General features: G+C 60.5%; 14 protein-coding genes, 1 tRNA gene and 1 riboswitch. Of the genes, 8 read left to right on the top strand and 7 right to left on the bottom strand.

The features are described from left to right. Positions 1–37: 37 nt before the first annotated feature. Positions 38–712: a biliverdin-producing heme oxygenase gene (locus tag J2S67_RS01440; RefSeq protein ID WP_035754884.1), complete on the top strand. Its 675-nt coding sequence runs from the start codon at positions 38–40 to the stop codon at positions 710–712. A 190-nt stretch (positions 713–902) separates the two neighbouring features. Here J2S67_RS01440 and J2S67_RS01435 read toward each other — a convergent pair whose 3' ends face one another. After that, complete coding sequence (locus tag J2S67_RS01435; RefSeq protein ID WP_310245596.1) at positions 903–2,822, bottom strand: propionyl-CoA synthetase; 1,920 nt, start codon at positions 2,820–2,822, stop codon at positions 903–905. A 273-nt stretch (positions 2,823–3,095) separates the two neighbouring features. Here J2S67_RS01435 and J2S67_RS01430 point away from each other — a divergent pair, with 273 nt between their 5' ends. The 4 genes from J2S67_RS01430 (at position 3,096) to J2S67_RS01415 (ending at position 7,616) form a co-directional block, all read left to right on the top strand. Then, positions 3,096–3,812 carry a GntR family transcriptional regulator gene (locus J2S67_RS01430; RefSeq protein WP_035754882.1) on the top strand — a complete coding sequence of 239 codons (717 nt, stop codon included), beginning with the start codon at positions 3,096–3,098 and terminating at the stop codon, positions 3,810–3,812. Between the two features lie 157 nt (positions 3,813–3,969). Next, positions 3,970–5,502 carry an MmgE/PrpD family protein gene (locus tag J2S67_RS01425; protein ID WP_310245592.1) on the top strand — a complete coding sequence of 511 codons (1,533 nt, stop codon included), beginning with the start codon at positions 3,970–3,972 and terminating at the stop codon, positions 5,500–5,502. 2 nt (positions 5,503–5,504) lie between these two features. After that, the gene (gene prpB, locus J2S67_RS01420) at positions 5,505–6,416 is read left to right on the top strand and encodes a methylisocitrate lyase (protein WP_310245589.1); all 912 of its coding nucleotides are present in this window, start codon (positions 5,505–5,507) and stop codon (positions 6,414–6,416) included. Positions 6,417–6,473: 57 nt separating this feature from the next. After that, a complete protein-coding gene (locus tag J2S67_RS01415; protein WP_035754876.1) occupies positions 6,474–7,616 on the top strand; it encodes a bifunctional 2-methylcitrate synthase/citrate synthase in 1,143 nt (380 codons plus the stop codon). Between the two features lie 118 nt (positions 7,617–7,734). On the opposite strand, the gene sucD is transcribed toward J2S67_RS01415, so the two are convergent. The 3 genes from sucD to pcrA form a co-directional block, all read right to left on the bottom strand. Continuing rightward, entirely contained in the window at positions 7,735–8,634 is a 900-nt protein-coding gene (gene sucD / locus J2S67_RS01410) for a succinate--CoA ligase subunit alpha (RefSeq protein ID WP_239446239.1), read from the bottom strand. Between the two features lie 22 nt (positions 8,635–8,656). After that, the gene (sucC, locus tag J2S67_RS01405) at positions 8,657–9,820 is read right to left on the bottom strand and encodes an ADP-forming succinate--CoA ligase subunit beta (protein ID WP_035754873.1); all 1,164 of its coding nucleotides are present in this window, start codon (positions 9,818–9,820) and stop codon (positions 8,657–8,659) included. Between the two features lie 213 nt (positions 9,821–10,033). After that, entirely contained in the window at positions 10,034–12,523 is a 2,490-nt protein-coding gene (gene pcrA, locus J2S67_RS01400) for a DNA helicase PcrA (protein ID WP_310245580.1), read from the bottom strand. Positions 12,524–12,586: 63 nt separating this feature from the next. Between pcrA and J2S67_RS01395 the strand changes: the two genes are divergently transcribed. Continuing rightward, positions 12,587–13,240, top strand: coding sequence for a hypothetical protein (locus J2S67_RS01395; RefSeq protein ID WP_310245577.1), 654 nt, complete (start codon positions 12,587–12,589; stop codon positions 13,238–13,240). A 61-nt stretch (positions 13,241–13,301) separates the two neighbouring features. After that, a tRNA-Arg gene (locus J2S67_RS01390) sits at positions 13,302–13,378 on the top strand. A 129-nt stretch (positions 13,379–13,507) separates the two neighbouring features. Here J2S67_RS01390 and J2S67_RS01385 read toward each other — a convergent pair. Next, complete coding sequence (locus J2S67_RS01385) at positions 13,508–14,737, bottom strand: ROK family transcriptional regulator (protein ID WP_035754870.1); 1,230 nt, start codon at positions 14,735–14,737, stop codon at positions 13,508–13,510. A gap of 32 nt (positions 14,738–14,769) precedes the next feature. Between J2S67_RS01385 and J2S67_RS01380 the strand changes: the two genes are divergently transcribed. Continuing rightward, positions 14,770–15,222 carry an NUDIX hydrolase gene (locus J2S67_RS01380; protein ID WP_232219245.1) on the top strand — a complete coding sequence of 151 codons (453 nt, stop codon included), beginning with the start codon at positions 14,770–14,772 and terminating at the stop codon, positions 15,220–15,222. A gap of 170 nt (positions 15,223–15,392) precedes the next feature. Here the strand turns inward: J2S67_RS01380 and J2S67_RS01375 are convergent, their stop codons facing one another. Together J2S67_RS01375 and J2S67_RS01370 are read right to left on the bottom strand one after the other, a co-directional pair. Then, positions 15,393–16,328: a C40 family peptidase gene (locus J2S67_RS01375; protein ID WP_070490090.1), complete on the bottom strand. Its 936-nt coding sequence runs from the start codon at positions 16,326–16,328 to the stop codon at positions 15,393–15,395. A 6-nt stretch (positions 16,329–16,334) separates the two neighbouring features. Then, positions 16,335–16,478, bottom strand: a riboswitch (cyclic di-AMP (ydaO/yuaA leader). Between the two features lie 127 nt (positions 16,479–16,605). Then, positions 16,606–17,658, bottom strand: coding sequence for a M23 family metallopeptidase (locus tag J2S67_RS01370; protein ID WP_310245571.1), 1,053 nt, complete (start codon positions 17,656–17,658; stop codon positions 16,606–16,608). Positions 17,659–17,873 lie beyond the last annotated feature (215 nt).

Raw genomic sequence — 17,873 nt, 5'->3', positions numbered from 1 at the left:
TGATTCGCAAGGCCACTGATTCCTGAAAGATAGACCGATGACTGCTCCACCCACCCAAGCACCGTCTTTCGCAGCACAACTGAAATCAGCAACGCGTACTGAACATGCCGCGGCGGAACACTCTTCGTTCATCCAGAACCTCATGGAAGGCAAGCTCTCCGCCGAGGACTACGTGCGGCTGCTCGCTCAATATCAGCCGCTCTATAGGGCACTTGAAAAGGCTTGTGCTGCATGGCGGTGCGAGCCCAGTGTCCGGCAGTTGCTCGACCCTGCACTTGAACGCAGCGAGTCAATCCGCAACGATCTAGCTGGCTTGACCGAATACCTCGGCATCCAGATGCCGGACCTCACCACGGCCGTGATGCTCTACACCCAGCGCATTCACGAAGTCGGCGCTATGGCCTCCCCTGAGCGGCTCATCGCACACCACTACCTGCGCTACCTTGGCGATCTGTCCGGCGGCCAAGCGATCGGCGCTCTCGTGGCACGCCACTACAACATTCCGAGCGAATTGCTCACGATGTGGAAGTTCCCCACCATCGATAAGCCGAAAATCTACAAAGACGCGTACCGAATCCACCTGGATCACTTCGCTCAACAAGCGAACCAGGCCGAAATCGTTGACGAAGCCCGCCTAGGCTTCGCACTCAACCGAAACCTCTTTGTTGAGCTGGGCGCTCCTCTCAGCGACAACAAAGACCTCTACGTCTAAGCGCATCTCCTCTCGCAAACCTGCGCCACGACGTCAAACGGCCTCGTGTGCCAACTGAACGCATCAGTTGACACACGAGGCCGCTTCCTTCGCCCTTCCGGGCCCTCATTCTCTGCCCCGCTGAGCCTAGCGCCTGCCCCAGCGAGGCCCTACCCTCTGCCCCCGGCGAAGCCCTAACCTCTGCCCCTGCCTAGCCCTTGCGGGTCAGCACCTCATGAAGCGCCTCCAGGATCGAATCGTCCTCGATGGTGGAGGGCACTACGTAGTCTTCGCCGTCGGCCATCTGCCGCATCGTTTTGCGCAGAATCTTGCCCGAGCGAGTCTTTGGAAGCGCCTCAACCACAGCAACATGCTTGAAATCGGCCACCGGCCCGATCTCTTTGCGCACCAAGGCGACTACCTCCTCGCGCAGTTGCTGCTCATCGATCTCAACGCCATGCTTGAGGATCACATAGCCGGATGGGCGCTGGCCTTTCAGCGGGTCCGCAACGCCAATCACCGCGCACTCAGCCACCGCCGGATGCTCCGCTACCACCTGCTCCATTTGGCCGGTGGAGAGCCGGTGGCCAGAGACGTTGATGACGTCATCGGTGCGGCCCATCACGAAAACGTAGCCGTCCTCATCGACCATGCCCGAATCCCCGGTCGCATAAAAGCCCGGGAAGGCGTCCAGATAGGCGGACCTGAAACGTTCATCGTTACCCCACAAGGTCTGCAACGTCCCTGGAGGCATCGGTAGCTTGATCACCAGGTTGCCTTCCTGACCTGCCGGCATCGGTTCACCGATCGGGTCCAACACCTGCACGTTATAGCCGGGCACCGGGACGGTTGGGGATCCGGCTTTGACCGGCATTGGGTCAAGCCCACGCAGGTTCGCGCAGATAGGCCAACCGGTTTCGGTCTGCCACCAGTTATCGATCACGGGGACGTTCAGCAGTTCAGAGGCCCACGTATAGGTTTCGGGGTCCAGTCGCTCCCCTGCCGCGAACAGTGTTTCCATCGAGGAGAGATCGTATTTCTTGCTCAGCTCACCGTCCGGATCCATCTTCCGGATAGCGCGCAACGCGGTCGGTGCGGTGAAGAGGATCTTCGCTTTATGCTCAGACACAACCCGCCAGAAAGCGCCGGCATCCGGGGTTCCAACCGGCTTGCCTTCGTAGACGATCGTGGTCGCGCCAGCGAGCAGCGGCGCGTACACGATGTAGGTGTGACCCACAACCCAGCCAACATCCGATGCGGTCCACGAAACATCGCCAGGGTTGATGTTATAGACGTTCTTCATCGACCACACACCGGCTACCGCGTATCCGCCGTTATCGCGCACAACACCTTTCGGTTTGCCCGTGGTTCCGGAGGTGTAGAGGATATAGAGCGGATCAGTGGCCTTGACCGTGACCGGGTCGGCCGGCTGGGCGGCAGCTACCGCATCGCCCCATGAAATCCATGCCGCTCCCCTGCTCTCAGCGGCGCGCTCGCGAGCCTCCGCGACAGTGGTATGGAAACCGTCGCGTTCATAGACAATCACGCTAGTCGGCTTGTGCTCGGCGATGCTCATACCCTCTTCGATGATCGGGATGTATTCGATGCGGCGCGAAGGCTCAATACCGCCGGAGGTCGTCACCACAACCTTTGGTGTGCCGTCGTCGATGCGGCTGGCAAGCTCCCGGGCGGCAAAGCCGCCGAAGACGCCGATGTGTACGGCGCCGAGGCGAGCGGTCGCCAACATCGCGATCAAAGCCTCAGGGACCATCGGCATGTAGATCATGACCCGATCTCCTTTGCCCACACCTTGGTCGCGCAGAGCGCCTGCGAACACGGATACACGCTCAAGGAGCTCTTGGTACGTGATCGTCTCCTGTTTGCCGAGTACCGCGGAGTCATAAATGATCGCGGCCTGATCCCCGCGGCCATTCTCCACGTGACGGTCCACGGCGTTGTAGCACGTGTTCACTTCGGCGCCGGGAAACCACTTATAGAACGGCGGGTTCGAGTCATCGAGCGCCTTATTCGGTGGGCTGACCCAGTCGATGCCGCTGGCCGCCTCAAGCCAGAAGCCCTCCGGATCATTGATGCTGCGTTCATATACCTCGCGGTAGTTTTCTCCCGTCATGATGCCTCTCCCCAACTCGCCTGTTTGCTGATTGCTGATCAGTTGTCACAGACCCCGCGAAGATCAACCTCACAGGCTGTGGCGTGAATCACACGCTAGCCCTCGAAGTGAAGCAAATCAATAGTTATGTATACATAAATCTGAAAATCCAGGAGATTTCTTTGATTCCTCGCATCAAGCATTTAGTTGTGTATACAATCGAGCATGGGGCGCTCAGGAGCGCTCTGCCGGGACACTCACTGGAACCGGGACTCTCAATGGAAGGGAGACGCGATGCGAGCCAGCGAACGCGCCTACCGGAAACTACGCGCTGACATCACCCAATGGCGGCTACGGCCAGGCGCAGTCCTCGGCGAGGTCGATCTCTCGGAGCGCCTCGGTATATCCCGCACACCGGTTCGCGAGGCGATCTCCCGCCTCGTAGCAGACGGCCTAGCGGAACCCGCTGGCGGGCGCGGATTCGCCGTCTCACACATCTCAGAAGATGACGTACGCAAGCTCTATGACCTACGCGACGTGCTTGACACCCGAGCAGCTGCCCTCGCAGCAGAGCACGTCAACGCCGCGCAACGCGCGAACACGGCGGCGGGTGTTAGCGCTGCAACGTTCACGGAGCTGGCGCAGAGCTTCGCTGACACCGCGCAAAAGCTCAGCGCTGAGCACACCGCCCACCCGGGCTATTACGAGCTCATCGACCAGCTGGATGCCGCGATCGACCACGCGGCCGACAACCCTTATCTAACTCAAGCCCAGGCAAGCGTGCGCTTGCGGCTCGCCCGGGTCCGCAGGCTATCCACATCGAATCCCGATCGCCTCATCGCAGCCGCGAACGAACACCGAGCCATCTCAGAGGCCATCGCGTCCGGCTCACCACAACTAGCGATCGCAACCACGCGCGTCCACCTATCCAATGCGCTCAAGAACGCGTTGGCATCCAAAGAGCTAACCCATCAAGCCGAAGAAAAACGGCACCTCAGTGCAGCATCATAAGCACCTCGCCGCATCGTGAACACCGGGCAGCATCATAAGCACCGCGCCTCAGCGTAAGCGGCGCGATCCAGAGTAAGCCACGCAGCAGAACTGAATATCGAACGTAGAACTGAGAACCCAACCACGCGGCCACGACCGCCCAGAAGGAAGGCACAACGTGACTGTCAACCACACGGTACGAACCTACCCATCGGCAGAGCACCTGCCGCACGAAGAGCAGCTGGCTTATAAGCTCGCGCTCGTTGCAACTGACCCGGTCGAGGTCGATGACGAGGTCACCGAGATGATCATCAACCGGATCATCGACAACGCCTCCGTAGCTATCGCGTCGCTGAACCGCGGCCCGATCGTCTCGGCGCGCGGGCAGGCCCTCACCCACCGCGTGACCCCGGACGGTGGCTACACGGGCAAGGGCGCGCTCATCTTCGGTGCGCCAGAGGACAACGCTGCCGTCTCCCCTGAATGGGCGGCGTGGGCCAACGGCGTGGCCGTGCGTGAACTCGACTACCACGACACGTTCCTCGCCGCCGAATATTCCCACCCGGGTGACAACATCCCGCCGATCCTCGCGGTAGCCCAGCACACCGGGGCAAGCGGTAAGGACCTCATCCGCGGCATCGCGACCGGCTACGAGGTCCACGTGAACCTCGTCAAGGGAATCTGCTTGCACGAGCACAAGATCGACCACATCGCCCACGTCGGCCCGGCATCCGCTGCCGGCATCGGTACTTTGCTCGGCTTGGATGCCGAGACGATCTTCCAGGCGATCGGCCAGGCTCTGCACACCACCACGCAGACCCGCCAGTCCCGTAAGGGTGAGATTTCAACATGGAAGGCCCACGCGCCAGCGTTCGCGGGCAAGATGGCGGTTGAGGCGGTGGATCGTGCGATGCGCGGCCAGACCTCCCCTGTCCCGATCTATGAGGGCGAAGATGGCGTGATCGCGTGGCTACTTTCCGGCCCGGAGGCCGAATACACCGTCCCGCTTCCAGCGGCAGGTGAAGCCAAGCGAGCCATACTGGACACATACACCAAGGAACACTCCGCTGAATACCAGGCGCAGGCGTGGATCGATTTGGCGCGCAAGCTCAACAAGGAACACCCTGAGGCCACCGACCCAGCTAACGTCGAGTCGGTTCTGATCAAGACCTCGCACCATACCCACTACGTGATCGGTTCGGGCGCAAACGACCCGCAGAAGTACGATCCAAAGGCATCCCGCGAGACCCTGGATCACTCGATCCCATACATTTTCACGGTTGCGTTGCAGGACGGCGCGTGGCATCACGTGGATTCCTACGCACCGGAGCGCGCTCAACGCCCGGACACCGTGGAGCTGTGGCACAAGGTCACTACCGAAGAAGACCCTGAGTGGACCCGCCGTTATCACTCGCTGGATCTGGAGGAGAAGGCGTTCGGCGGCTCGGTTGAGATCACACTGAAGGACGGCACGGTCATCACTGACGAGATCGCTGTTGCTGACGCTCATCCGCTGGGTGCGCGCCCGTTCGCTCGCGAGCAGTACATTAACAAGTTCCGCACACTAGCTGAAGGCAAGGTCGCTCCGGAGGAGATCGAGCGTTTCCTGGATGCGGTGCAGCGTCTGCCTGAACTCGGTGTGGGCGAGCTGGATCAGCTCAACATCGAGGCCAGCGTTGACCTTGAAAAGGCTCAGAAGGGTGTGTTCTAAAAATGCTGTATTCCAACGTCACTGCCGAAGAAAAACGTGTTGCATTCCGTGAGGCGCTGGCGGCCGATGAGGTGGCTCAGTTCCCGGGCGCGTTCACCCCGTTGTCCACCAAGCTCATCCAGGAGCAGGGCTTTGAAGGCGTCTATATTTCTGGTGGGGTGCTCGCTAACGAGCTCGGGCTACCGGATATTGGGCTCACGACCCTGACCGAGGTAGCGACCCGCGCCGGCCAGATCGCTCGGACCACGGACCTGCCGTGCCTAGTTGATGCTGACACCGGTTTCGGTGAACCGATGAACGTGGCCCGCACCATCCAGGAACTTGAGAACGCAGGCCTAGCTGGTTGCCACATCGAGGACCAGTTCAACCCGAAGCGTTGCGGTCACCTCGATGGGAAAAACGTGGTCGACGAGGAGACCGCGGTCAAGCGAATCCGTGCCGCAGTCGAGGCCCGCCGGGACAGTAACTTTGTGATCATGGCACGCACCGACATCCGCGGCGTAGACGGATTCGACGCGGCCCTGGAACGCGCTCAGAAGCTCGCTGATGCTGGCGCTGACGCAATCTTCCCTGAAGCGATGGCGGACCTCGCCGAGTTCGAGGCGATGGCTTCCAACCTTGATGTTCCGGTGCTTGCGAACATGACCGAATTCGGTAAGTCCCAGCTGTTCACCAAGCAGCAGCTTCAGGACGCGGGCGTGTCCATGATCATCTATCCGGTGACGCTGCAGCGGCAAGCGATGGGCGCCATCGAACGCGTGCTCAGCGCGATTCGTACGCAAGGCACCCAGGAATCAGAGGTTGACAACATGCTTACACGCGCGCGGTTGTACGAGCTTGTTGACTACAACGCCTACAACCAGTTCGACACTGGCGTGTTCAATTTCGAAGTCCCCGGCAAGCCGCTGGCCTAAAGCTGACCCACCATCGGTGCCGTTTCCGGCATCGAACCAAGCCTTAAAGGAGGCGTCATGACTGAGCAAACTATTTATAAGGGCCTTGCCGGCGTTGTCGCAGACACCACCGCGATTTCCAAGGTCAATGCAGAAACGAACTCGCTACTCTACCGCGGCTACCCGGTCCAGGAGCTGGCCGCGAAATGCTCCGTTGAACAAGTCGCACTGTTGCTGTGGAACGGTGAGTTGCCAAGCGAAGAGCAGCTCGCGGAATTCACGCGCCGTGAGCGTTCCGGCCGGGCGCTGAGTGAACAGCTCAAGCGCGTGATCGATGAGTTGCCGACCACGTGCCACCCGATGGATGTGTGCCACGCCGCCGCCGCTGTGATCGGTGCGTCGCATCCAGACGGTGAGGACAACTCGCCTGAAGCTGAGTTGCGTAAAGCGCAAGAGTTGTTCGCGCTGATGCCTGCGGTGGTTTGTTATGACCAGCGCCGCCGTCGCGGGCTTGAGCTTGTGGAACCGCGTGAGGACCTCGATTATTCGCAGAACTTCCTGTGGATGGCCTTCGGTGAGGAAGCCGCTGAGGAGGTTGTGGATGCGTTCCGTGTCTCGATGATCTTGTATGCGGAGCATTCGTTCAACGCCTCCACGTTCACCGCGCGCGTGATCACGTCCACGTTGTCTGATCTGCATTCGGCTGTCGGTGGCGCGATCGGCGCGCTCAAGGGCCCGTTGCACGGTGGCGCGAACGAGGCCGTGATGCACACGTTCGAGGAGCTTGGGATCAGGGCCGATGAGTCGGCTGAGGACGCCGAGGCCCGCGCTAAAGCGTGGATGGATGATGCGCTGGCTCAGAAGAAGAAAATCATGGGCTTTGGCCACCGGGTCTATAAGAACGGCGACTCGCGTGTGCCGACCATGCAGGATGCGTTGTTCCGCATGCTGGATTACTATGACCGCCACGAGCTGCTCGGCTTGTATCGCGGGTTGGAGAAGTCGATGGATGAGGCGAAGGGCATCAAACCGAACCTCGACTACCCGGCGGGCCCAACCTATTGGCTCATGGGTTTCGACATCCCGATGTTCACCCCGATCTTCGTGTGCTCCCGCATCATGGGCTGGACAGCGCACATCATGGAACAGCGCGCCAACAACGCGCTGATCCGCCCGCTGTCCGCATACGACGGCCCAGCAGAACGCCACATCGAAGGCTAGTTAAGCCAGTACCCCGTTAAACCCGTTGGTCCCGCACACTCAGAAAGTGTGCGGGACCAACAGGTTTATGTGGAGGGTTTGAGTGTCAGCGCGTGCACGCTGCGCTCAGAACACGTCCTTAGCCTGGGTAGACCTCGCGGAGCAGGCGTGCTGCCTCGGATGGGGTCTTGCCGACCTTGACGCCGGCGGCTTCGAGGGCTTCCTTCTTGGCCTGCGCGGTGCCGGAGGAGCCGGAAACGATCGCGCCTGCGTGGCCCATCGTCTTACCCTCTGGGGCGGTGAAGCCTGCGACGTAGCCGACAACTGGCTTGGTCACGTTCTCCTTGATGAACTCTGCAGCGCGCTCTTCAGCGTCACCACCGATTTCACCGATCATGACGATCGCCTTGGTGTCTGGGTCGTTCTCGAACGCTTCGAGGGCGTCGATGTGGGTGGTGCCGATGACTGGGTCGCCACCGATACCGATTGCGGTGGTGAAGCCGAGGTCACGCAGCTCGTACATCATCTGGTAGGTGAGGGTACCGGACTTCGATACCAGGCCAACACCGCCTGCGCCGGTGATGTTAGCCGGGGTGATGCCCACGAGCGATTCGCCTGGGGTGATGATGCCTGGGCAGTTAGGGCCGATGATGCGGGTCTTCGGCTTACCGTCTTCGCCCAGCTTGGTCAGGGAGAGGTTGTAGAACTCTGCGGAGTCCTGTACCGGGATGCCCTCGGTGATGACAACCAGCAGACCGATTTCAGCCTCGATGGCTTCCTCGGCTGCGTCCTTGCAGAATGCCGGTGGGACGAACGCGATGGAGACGTCCGCGCCGGTCTCTTCCATTGCTTCCTTGACGGTGCCGTAGACGGTGATTTCCTTGTCACCGTGGGTCACGACCTGGCCGGCCTTGCGCGCGTTGACACCGCCGACGATGTTGGTGCCTGCGGCGAGCATGCGTGCGGTGTGCTTTGCGCCCTCGGAGCCGGTGATGCCCTGGACGATGACCTTGGAGTCCTTGTTAATGAAGATCGACATGAGTTTTCTCAGTTCCCTTTTCTCAGGCGTTGGCCAGCTCGGCTGCCTTGTCGGCGCCTTCGTCCATGCCCGTGGCCATGGTCACGAGCGGGTGGTTAGCCTCCGACAAGATGCGGCGGCCTTCTTCAACGTTGTTTCCGTCCAGGCGGACAACCAGTGGCTTGGTTGCCTTGTCGCCCAGGATTTCGAGGGCCTTCACGATGCCGGATGCTACAGCGTCGCATGCGGTGATGCCGCCGAAGACGTTGACGAACACGGACTTGACCTGTTCGTCGTTGAGGATCACGTCGAGGCCGTTAGCCATGACCTCTGCGGAGGCGCCGCCACCGATGTCGAGGAAGTTAGCTGGTTTCATGCCGCCGTGGTTCTCGCCTGCGTAGGCGACGACGTCGAGGGTGGACATGACGAGGCCGGCACCGTTACCGATGATGCCTACCTGGCCGTCGAGCTTGACGTAGTTCAGGCCGAGTTCCTTGGCTTTCGCTTCGAGTGGGTCTTCAGCCTTCTCGTCGACGAGGTCTGCGTGTTCTGGCTGGCGGAACTCTGCGTTGTCATCGAGGGAGACCTTGCCGTCGAGTGCGAGAACGTTGCCGTCAGCGTCGGATACGAGCGGGTTGACCTCAACGAGGGTTGCGTCTTCCTTCACGAAGACGTCCCAGAGCTTCTGGATGACTGGAACGACCTTGGCGGCGGTTTCAGCGTCGAAGTTGGCCTTCTCAACGATCTCCTGTGCCTTGGCTTCGTCGATGCCCTTGGTTGGGTCGACTGGAACCTTAGCGAGGGCTTCTGGGCGCTCTACTGCGAGCTGCTCAATTTCCATGCCGCCCTCAACCGAGCACATTGCCAGGTAGTTGCGGTTTGCGCGGTCCAGGAGGATCGAGAAGTAGTATTCGGAGGCGATGTTCGCACCCTGGGCGATCATGACGCGGTGGACGGTGTGACCCTTGATGTCCATGCCCAGGATTGCCTTGGCGTGCTCGTAGGCTTCGTCGGCGTTCTTTGCGACCTTGACGCCGCCAGCCTTACCTCGGCCACCCACCTTGACCTGAGCCTTGACGACGGTGACGCCGCCCATCTTTTCGGCTGCGGCCTTGGCTTCCTCAGGGGTGGTCGCGACTGTACCGGCGAGCACGGGTACGCCGTGCTTTTCGAACAGGTCGCGCGCCTGGTATTCAAACAGGTCCACGGTGTTGTCCTCTTCCTATAAGAAGTGTGTTTCGGCATCGGCACACAGAACCTCATGATCCGTGATCTTGTTAGATTCTTATGCCGATGGTGCAAGGCCGGCGTGGCCTTGCTTGGCGCTACGGCGTGCGCCACCACTCTTCAGGATACCGCGTGCCGGCCGCCTTGTTCAGCCCGGTGGTGATGCGCCTCACAATAGGGTGTTTTCGCTGGCTTAGGCTTTGCTCAGTGGCGCGTAGCGCAGCAGGAGTCGTTTCTCTCCTGCGGTGTCGAACACTACGGTCGCCACGGTCTTAGGGCCTTGCCCCGCAACGGCTTTGACCGTGCCGTTTCCGAAGGTCGCGTGGATGACCTTCTCGCCTGGCGTGAGTTCGAGGATTTCGCCGTCGCCGGAGGGGTTTGCGCCCGATGCGGCCCGCGGCTCGTATGGCCGCCCGGAGTTGGTCACGGGTGGGCCTGCCGCGGCTTGTTTTCCGTTTGATACTGGGCCTGTACGTAGGGTGTGTGGTTCTGGGTCCCCACTCATGCGGCCGCGGTTGCGGCCGGCTCCTGGCACTGCCCAGCTTGCGGTGTCGGAGCCCCAACGGTTGCTGTAGCGGCTGGTTGCGAAGCCGGTTCCGCCGACGGGCGTGCGGGTCGTGCCTTCGCGTTGCCAGTCGAGGAGTTCGTCAGGGATTTCTTCGAGGAATTGGCTGGCCGGATTGTATTGGGCTTGGCCCCACATCGAACGGTATTCGGCGCGCGTAACATAGAGCCGCTGGCGGGCTCGGGTGATGCCGACGTATGCGAGCCGGCGTTCTTCTTCGAGCTCTTTGGGGTCTGTGAGGGAGCGCTGATGCGGGAAGATCCCGTGTTCCATCCCAGTGAGGAACACAACCGGGAATTCGAGGCCTTTCGCGGTGTGCAGGGTCATGAGGGTGACCTGGCCTTCCGCGGCGGCGAGCGCGGCCCCTTCGGAGTCGTCGGGTTGATCCGGGATCGAGTCGGCGTCGGCTACCAGGGAGACCTGTTCGAGGAACTCTGCGAGGCCGTCTTCTGGGTGTTCCTTTTCGAAGTCCCTCACTACGGCGACGAGTTCTGCGAGGTTTTCTACGCGGGATTCATCTTGCGGGTCGGATGAGGTCCGCAGGGTGTGCAGGTAGCCGGTCTGTTCGAGTACCGCTTCGAGGGCGGCGGTGGGGCCGGAGCCTTCCGCGACGGTGATGAGTTGCTGCATCATCTCGGTGAAGGCACGTACCTGGTTGAGTGAGCGGGTCGCTATCCCGGGTGCTTCATCGGCCCGCAAGAGCGCCTCCCAGAATGGGATGCGGTCGCGTTCGGCGAGCGCCGCAACGGCCCCTTCCGCACGATCGCCGATGCCTCGCTTGGGTTCGTTGAGGATGCGGCGTAGCGATATGTCGTCTGCGGTGTTGACCAGAACCCGGAGGTAGGCGATCGCGTCGCGGATCTCTTTGCGGTCATAGAAGCGTGTGCCGCCTACTACGGTGTAGCGGATGTCTACCCGCATGAGTTGTTCTTCGATCGAACGGGATTGGGCGTTGGTGCGGTAGAAGATCGCGACGTCGCCGGGGCGGATGCCGTCTTCGTCGGAGAGCCGCAGGATCTCATCGGCAATGAACTTCGCCTCTGCTTGTTCGGATTCGGCGACGTAGCCGACGATTTTCTCGCCGTCACCCAACGCGGTCCACAAGGATTTATCTTGCCGTTGTGAATTGTGGGAGATCACGGCGTTCGCAGCACCCAGGATGTTCTGGGTTGAGCGGTAGTTCTGTTCCAGTTTGATGGTCACCGCATCGGGGAAGTCTTCTTCGAAGTCCCGGATGTTGCGGATGTCGGCGCCGCGGAACGCGTAGATCGACTGATCGGTATCACCCACAACGGTCAGTTCAGCGCCCTCAACTGGGGACTCGCCTGCGGTGAGTTCGCGGATGAACGCGTACTGGGCGTGGTTGGTGTCCTGATACTCATCGACCAGGATGTGGCGGAACCGGCGGCGGTAGGAATCACGGATCTCGGGGAACGCCCGCATCAGGTACACCAGTTGTGTCAGCAGGTCATCGAAATCGAATGCGTTGGCTTGTTTGAGGCGCGCTGCGTATTCGGTATAAACCTGGGAGACCGCTTTTTCGAACGGGTTGTTCTGCTGGATCATGCCCGCGTAATCCTCTGGATCCACGAGCTCGTTCTTGAGTGCGGAAATCTTGTTCTGTAGAGCCTTCGGCGCGAACCGTTTAGGGTCCAGTTCCAGGCCTTTAGCGATCATCGTGATCAGCCGCAGTGAATCCTGGGCGTCATAGATGCTGAAGCTGGACTTCATGCCCAACGCTTTGGCTTCCCTACGCAGGATGCGCACCGCTGTGGAGTGGAATGTGGAGATCCACATGTTCTGTGCCCGCTCCCCCACGATCTGCCCGACGCGCTCCCTCATCTCCGCTGCAGCCTTGTTGGTGAATGTGATCGCGAGGATCTCACCGGGGCGTGCCTCACCTGTAGCGAGAAGGTGCGCGATGCGGTGAGTCAGCACGCGCGTCTTCCCGGAGCCGGCGCCCGCCACGATCAGCAGCGGCGCACCCCGGTGGAGGACCGCGGCTTTCTGTTGCGGATTCAGGCCGTCCACGAGCGCATCAGGCGATACGCGTTGCGCGGGCTGTTGCGCGGAACGGGTGGCGTGGGAGGAACCGAAAGGATCGAAGAGGGCATCCATAGCGCTTCTAGTCTAATGATGCGGACTGAGCCTTCGCCCGCGGCGTCGCCCATAATAGAAAGCATGTCCCGTAAACGTCGTCGCCCGAGCCATTCCCCTGCCCGTAAGAATGCCCCTGTGCCCCAGCGTTCTGCCGCGAACCACAGCCCTCATGGCGCTGATCCCAACGACACACGCAATAACATGAGCCCGCGTTCGTTTGTGATCGCGCTCGTCGTGGCCGCCGCCGTACTGACGTGGTATTTCCACGGGAACACCTTGCCTCAACTGCATCAGGCTGTTGGAACGGTCCTGCCTGATCATTTGTTCTGGTTTGATACGGCAACCGTGGATGGCATCCGTTCTGCGATGAACAAGGACCACCATGTGCTGCTCTCGGGCGCACACATGGCAGCGGGCACGCTGTTCACTGTTTTCGTAGCTGCTGCAGGCGCCGCCGTAGCGGCACTCGTGGGGCCTGCGAACAAAGCCATCAAGCAGACACTGATCTGGGCGTGCCTCGCATTCATCCCGGTCAGCATCGCAAGCCACATCATGATCGACGAAATGCTCTCAGCAACAGGGTCCACACTGGTGACCGCGACCGCCGTGATCGGCCTCATCCGTTGGGTACTGTTAGCTGTCATCACCGTCTGCGTCATCGTGCTGCCGGTGGTGTGGTTTATCACCGAGTTCCGTAAACGCTGGAATGACCCGAACTATGATGGCGCGCAGTAGGCGCTAGAATGAACAAGGCGTGTTGTCGCTTCCGTGCATCACGATGCGTACGAACACGTAAGCCTCTGTAGCTCAGATGGATAGAGCGTCCCTCTCCTAAAGGGAAGGCCGTGGGTTCGAATCCCGCCAGGGGCACCAAATAGTCGCAGCACTAAGCGTTGCGGCACTAAGAGTCGCGGCACTGACATCCGACGGCACTGACAAGTGGCGCGACTGTTGGAGCGACCGATTCCGCAACCGCTTGCACCGCTCAGCGCGTTTGCCTGTTTACCGTTTTGCGGTGAACGTGCAGCGTGGCATGAGTCCCGCATCGAGCACTACACAAGCAGCACCTAGTGGGGCGATCCCTGGGCCGAGCTCGGTCGGCACAACCTCAACCGGCGCCCCGACTACGCCTTCGGCACGGGAGCGGACTTGTTCGGCTACGCCTTCCCCGTAGTCTTTGCGGACGTGTTCCCACAGCGGCCCGGAAACAACCACTTTGTCTTGATCGAGCAGGCCTACAATCTTGCCAACGCAGTCGCCGATCAGCGTTGAAAGGTGCTCCCGTACACGTTTCACGGCTTCCGAGTCGTTCGAGGCGTCAGTGATCTGCGCCAACAGAACCTCTGCTTCCGCATACGGCGGGATCCCTTCCAACTCTGGCAGCTCGGCACCTTCAGATGCGAACAGCCGCTTCAATGCTGGGGGTTCAAGGTTGATGTAGAGGCAGTTGTTGGCCCCACATTTAGGGCAGGTCTCTTCTTGGGTGTATGGGACTTCCAGGTGGGTGAAGTCCCCGGCGTTTCCGCGGTGCCCCACCACCACGTGGTGGTCAGAGACGAACCCGGCGCCGAGCCCTGCACCAACATAGACGGTCATGAAGTGCGAATCTGTACGTCCGATCCCCACCCAACGCTCCGCTACGGTCGCAGCAACCATGTCTCGGACGAGGTAGACCGGGCAGTTGAGTGCATCTTTGAGGGGTTCAACGATCGCGTAACCGTCGTCCCAGATGTACGGGTGGTACATCACGCCGGTCTCTGTGTTGATGTAACCGGAGGATGCGATTCCCACGCCGAGTAGCTTGTCCATCCCGAAGCCGGTTGCCTCCAGCATTTCGGCAATGTGCTGCTGTACTTCAGCCACCTGCACGTCCACGGAAGCCCAGTTCTCCCCGAAAGGGTCCCGGCGCTGTGTGAGGACCTCACCATGGAGGTTGATGAGCACCAACTCGACTGCGGAGAAATCTACGTGGATCCCGACGGCGATGCACCGGTCCGGTACGAGCTGTAGCTTGGTGCGGGGCTTGCCCGGGCCGTGGATCACACGGCCGGATTCTTGGGCCCAGCCGTCATTGATGAGCCGGCGCACCACGTTGGAGATGGTTTGCGCGGATAAGCCTGTGCTTTCTGCGAGTTCTACCCGCGACACACCTTCGTCGGTAGCGCGGATGGCGGCTAGGACCATAGCCTGGTTAAAGTCCGCAATGCGGCTCTGACCGTTCGCTGGACTCATTAGAAACCATTCTCCTTCATGCCCGTGTGGCCATGGCATCGACTCATATGACATCGACACATCAAGATTCTATTAACAAGCCAATCACTGTTTCAGCTGTCCGGGTGCTTGACACGTCCGGGCGGATCCTTTTAGTTCGTAAAAAGGGTACGTCTAAGTGGATGCAGCCTGGCGGTAAGCCTGAACCCGGCGAGCAACCTGTTGAGGCTGCAGTTAGGGAGCTGAGCGAAGAGATCGGCTTGTTTCTCCCCCAGTCTAGGTTTACACACCGGGGTGTGTGGCAAGGCTGGGCCGCGAATGAAGCAAATACTCCATTGATAGCTTATTTGTTTGATGTTGATTATGTCGAAGATGTCGATGGCTCGGTGTGTGCGGATGCGGAGCTCGCGGAGATCGCGTGGCGGGATCCGGCCGAAGCGCTTGAAGATATGAGCATTGCTCCTCTTTTGCGTGAGCATGTTCTTCCACGGATTGTTAACAGCTAGGCACGAGGTCGCCAAGTTCTATGCACGTGAACGTCGGTTGAGGGCAGCGCCTAGATTTTTGGTTTAAACGCCGGAAGGGACGGAACCTTTTTCAGGTTCCGCCCCTTCTCGTTTAGGTATTGTTACGGCCTTCGCTGTTATAGCTTCGTGGGCCGTTCAGCTTGAGCCTCTTAGCCTACGCGGTAGTAGCCGCTGAGTGGGCCGTATGGCGAGTTAGCTGGGCGAATCACGGTGCCAACCTTAGGGTTCTGGGCGCCGATGACCTTGCCGTTACCGATGTAGATAGCAACGTGGTTGTTGCCGTTCTGGAATACGAGGTCGCCCGGCTGCGGATTGGATACGCGCTTGAGCTGACCGGATGCGAGCATCGCGTGGGTCGAGCGGCCCTGCAGGTTGATGCCGTGCTGTGCGTAGACGTAGCGGACAAAGCCGGAGCAGTCCCAGCCAGCTGGGGTGTTGCCGCCCCAAACGTATGGCGCACCCTGGTAGGACAGTGCGGTTGCTGCGATGCCGGAGGAAGGCTTCGGGGTCGAGTCGTCTGCCTTGGTGGCCTTAGGTGCAGGAGCCGGTGCGGCTGGAGCTGCGGTGCTGCCGTTGGCGGTGGTCTGTGCCGCGTAGTCAGCTTCAGTCAGGCCGTTCTCGTCGCGAGTCTGGGATGCCGAGGACTGGTTGGATGCAGCCTGGCTGTTACGGGACTGGTTTGCCGAACCCTGAGTGTTGTTGGCTTGGCTAGCCGAGGACTGAGTCTCTTCGGTGCTTGGGGCTTCTTCCTCAACAACTGGGGCTGGGGTTGCCTTTACCTTGACAGTTGCGACTGGAGCAGACTTGCCCTGAGCCTTGACCGCAGCGACGTCAGCTGGCTTGACAGCCGAGGTGCGCTCGATGTTGAGGGTCTTGTTCGCTTCAGGGGTCGCTGCTGCTTCGTCCTGCTTGCTGGCGTTCGCGCCGGTTACGCCGAGGGTTACAACGAGACCGCTCGCTGCAGCAACGACTGCTGCCTGGCGACCCATTGCACCTGCGTTGGACGCAACTGCACGGCTAAGAACCTCGAATGAGCTAGCGGATACGGCCGCGCGGTGGCGTCCCTTGTCAATACGCTTGGTCACTTCTAAATTACCTCTCCCTGTGCCTGCGGAGTGAGCTGTCGGGTTCGAGAGGGAGTCTCTCGGCGGTTTCCCGCTTTACCCCTAGGAGCGTCTTAGCCCCAAAGTTTGGTTCCCCCGCCACTGCCTATGAGTGTTCGGTTTGTTTAAGCCCGGGGCAGTGTTCGGCTCCGAGCTGTTGTCGAGTCGATGTCTCTACCCGACTTTCATAACAATACTGCATCGTTATTGAATTGTCACATTTTGATCACGGGTTTGTGATCACAGGGCTACAAGAGCCCTATTCTGGCCTGCCAACCCAGCTGGCTGGGTTAGTGAATTCTCCGTCGACAATGACTTCGTAGTGCACGTGACAAGCCGTTGAGTTGCCTGTGCTGCCGGCCAATGCGATCACATCGCCGGTATCCACCTTGTCGCCTACCTTCACCTTGAAGGAAGTGTTGTGGCTGTACGCCGTTTCAAGGCCGTAACCGTGATCAATCGTTACGCGCATGCCAGAGTGGCCTGCGGATTCAGCCTGAACCACGGTTCCCGGTCCGGTTGCATATACCGGCTGGCCGCAGCTGGTCGCATAGTCCTGACCTACGTGGCCAACGATGCGCCCGCTACCCCATGGGTCCGGGCGGTTACCGAATGGCGACGTGATGCGGACTGGGTTGACAGGGTGGGACAAGAGTCCCTGCCGCTGTTCGGTGGTCAGGTTGCTGGCACCACCGGCAGCTTCAAGGATTTCCGCCAGGGTCTCCGGAGCCACGGCCTGAGCCTGTACGTGCGCGAAGGTCTGCGGCACGGTCGGTGCGGTGACGTCACCGACCTTTGGAAGCGTTTGCGCTGTTCGCTCTACGCTGAGTTCACTGTTCTTCTGTGCGCTGTGGTTTGGCATAACCAACAGTGCGACCAGGCCGGCGGACGCTGCGGCCACTGCGGCGCGTTGCGGAATGTTGCCGATTGCGCCGCTGTAGTCGTTCAGCTTGCGGGCTGCGCGTGCGTTCTTAGAGCGGCGTGCGCTGCGGGGTTCAAAGTCGCGGATGTTCGATGCGGCAGGTACTGCGCCGCGGGGCCGTGCGAGATGCCCAGGCGCGACGCGTTCTGGCGTGCTTGGCGTAACGCGCTTTGGCGCGCCTGAAGTAGCGCGCGTTGGCGTGCTGCTGTTCCGCGCGGGAGTGCTGTGCACCCGGGTGACTGCCATGGCGCGGACGGGGCGCGGAGCTTCCGCCTCAGCGTCGAACATGGCTTGCAGTGCGCGCGCTTCGAATGCTTCCAGCGCGGCTCTCTTTGGGGTGAACCCGTAGCGGGACGAGCCTGTGAAGCGGCGCGCCTCGTTTGATTTCATGATGGGCGCTTTTTTAACCGGTATCGCTGCGCGGCGCGCCCGGCGCCTGGTCGGCGTCAGCATGGCCTGCTGATGCATGCAGCACTCACCTTTTCCCTTGAGGAGGTTTGCGGGGGTAAATTTAGGACTTCCCCCTGGCTCATCATCGTAACGATTTTCGACAAAAGTTACAATTTGATAACAAAGCGGGAAGCCTGCGCCGATTTAGACCACGC

The sequence above is a fragment of the Pseudoglutamicibacter albus genome, from assembly GCF_031458175.1.
GTDB classification, from domain to species: Bacteria; Actinomycetota; Actinomycetes; order Actinomycetales; family Micrococcaceae; genus Pseudoglutamicibacter; species Pseudoglutamicibacter albus.
This window is presented reverse-complemented; position numbering and strand designations above follow the sequence as displayed.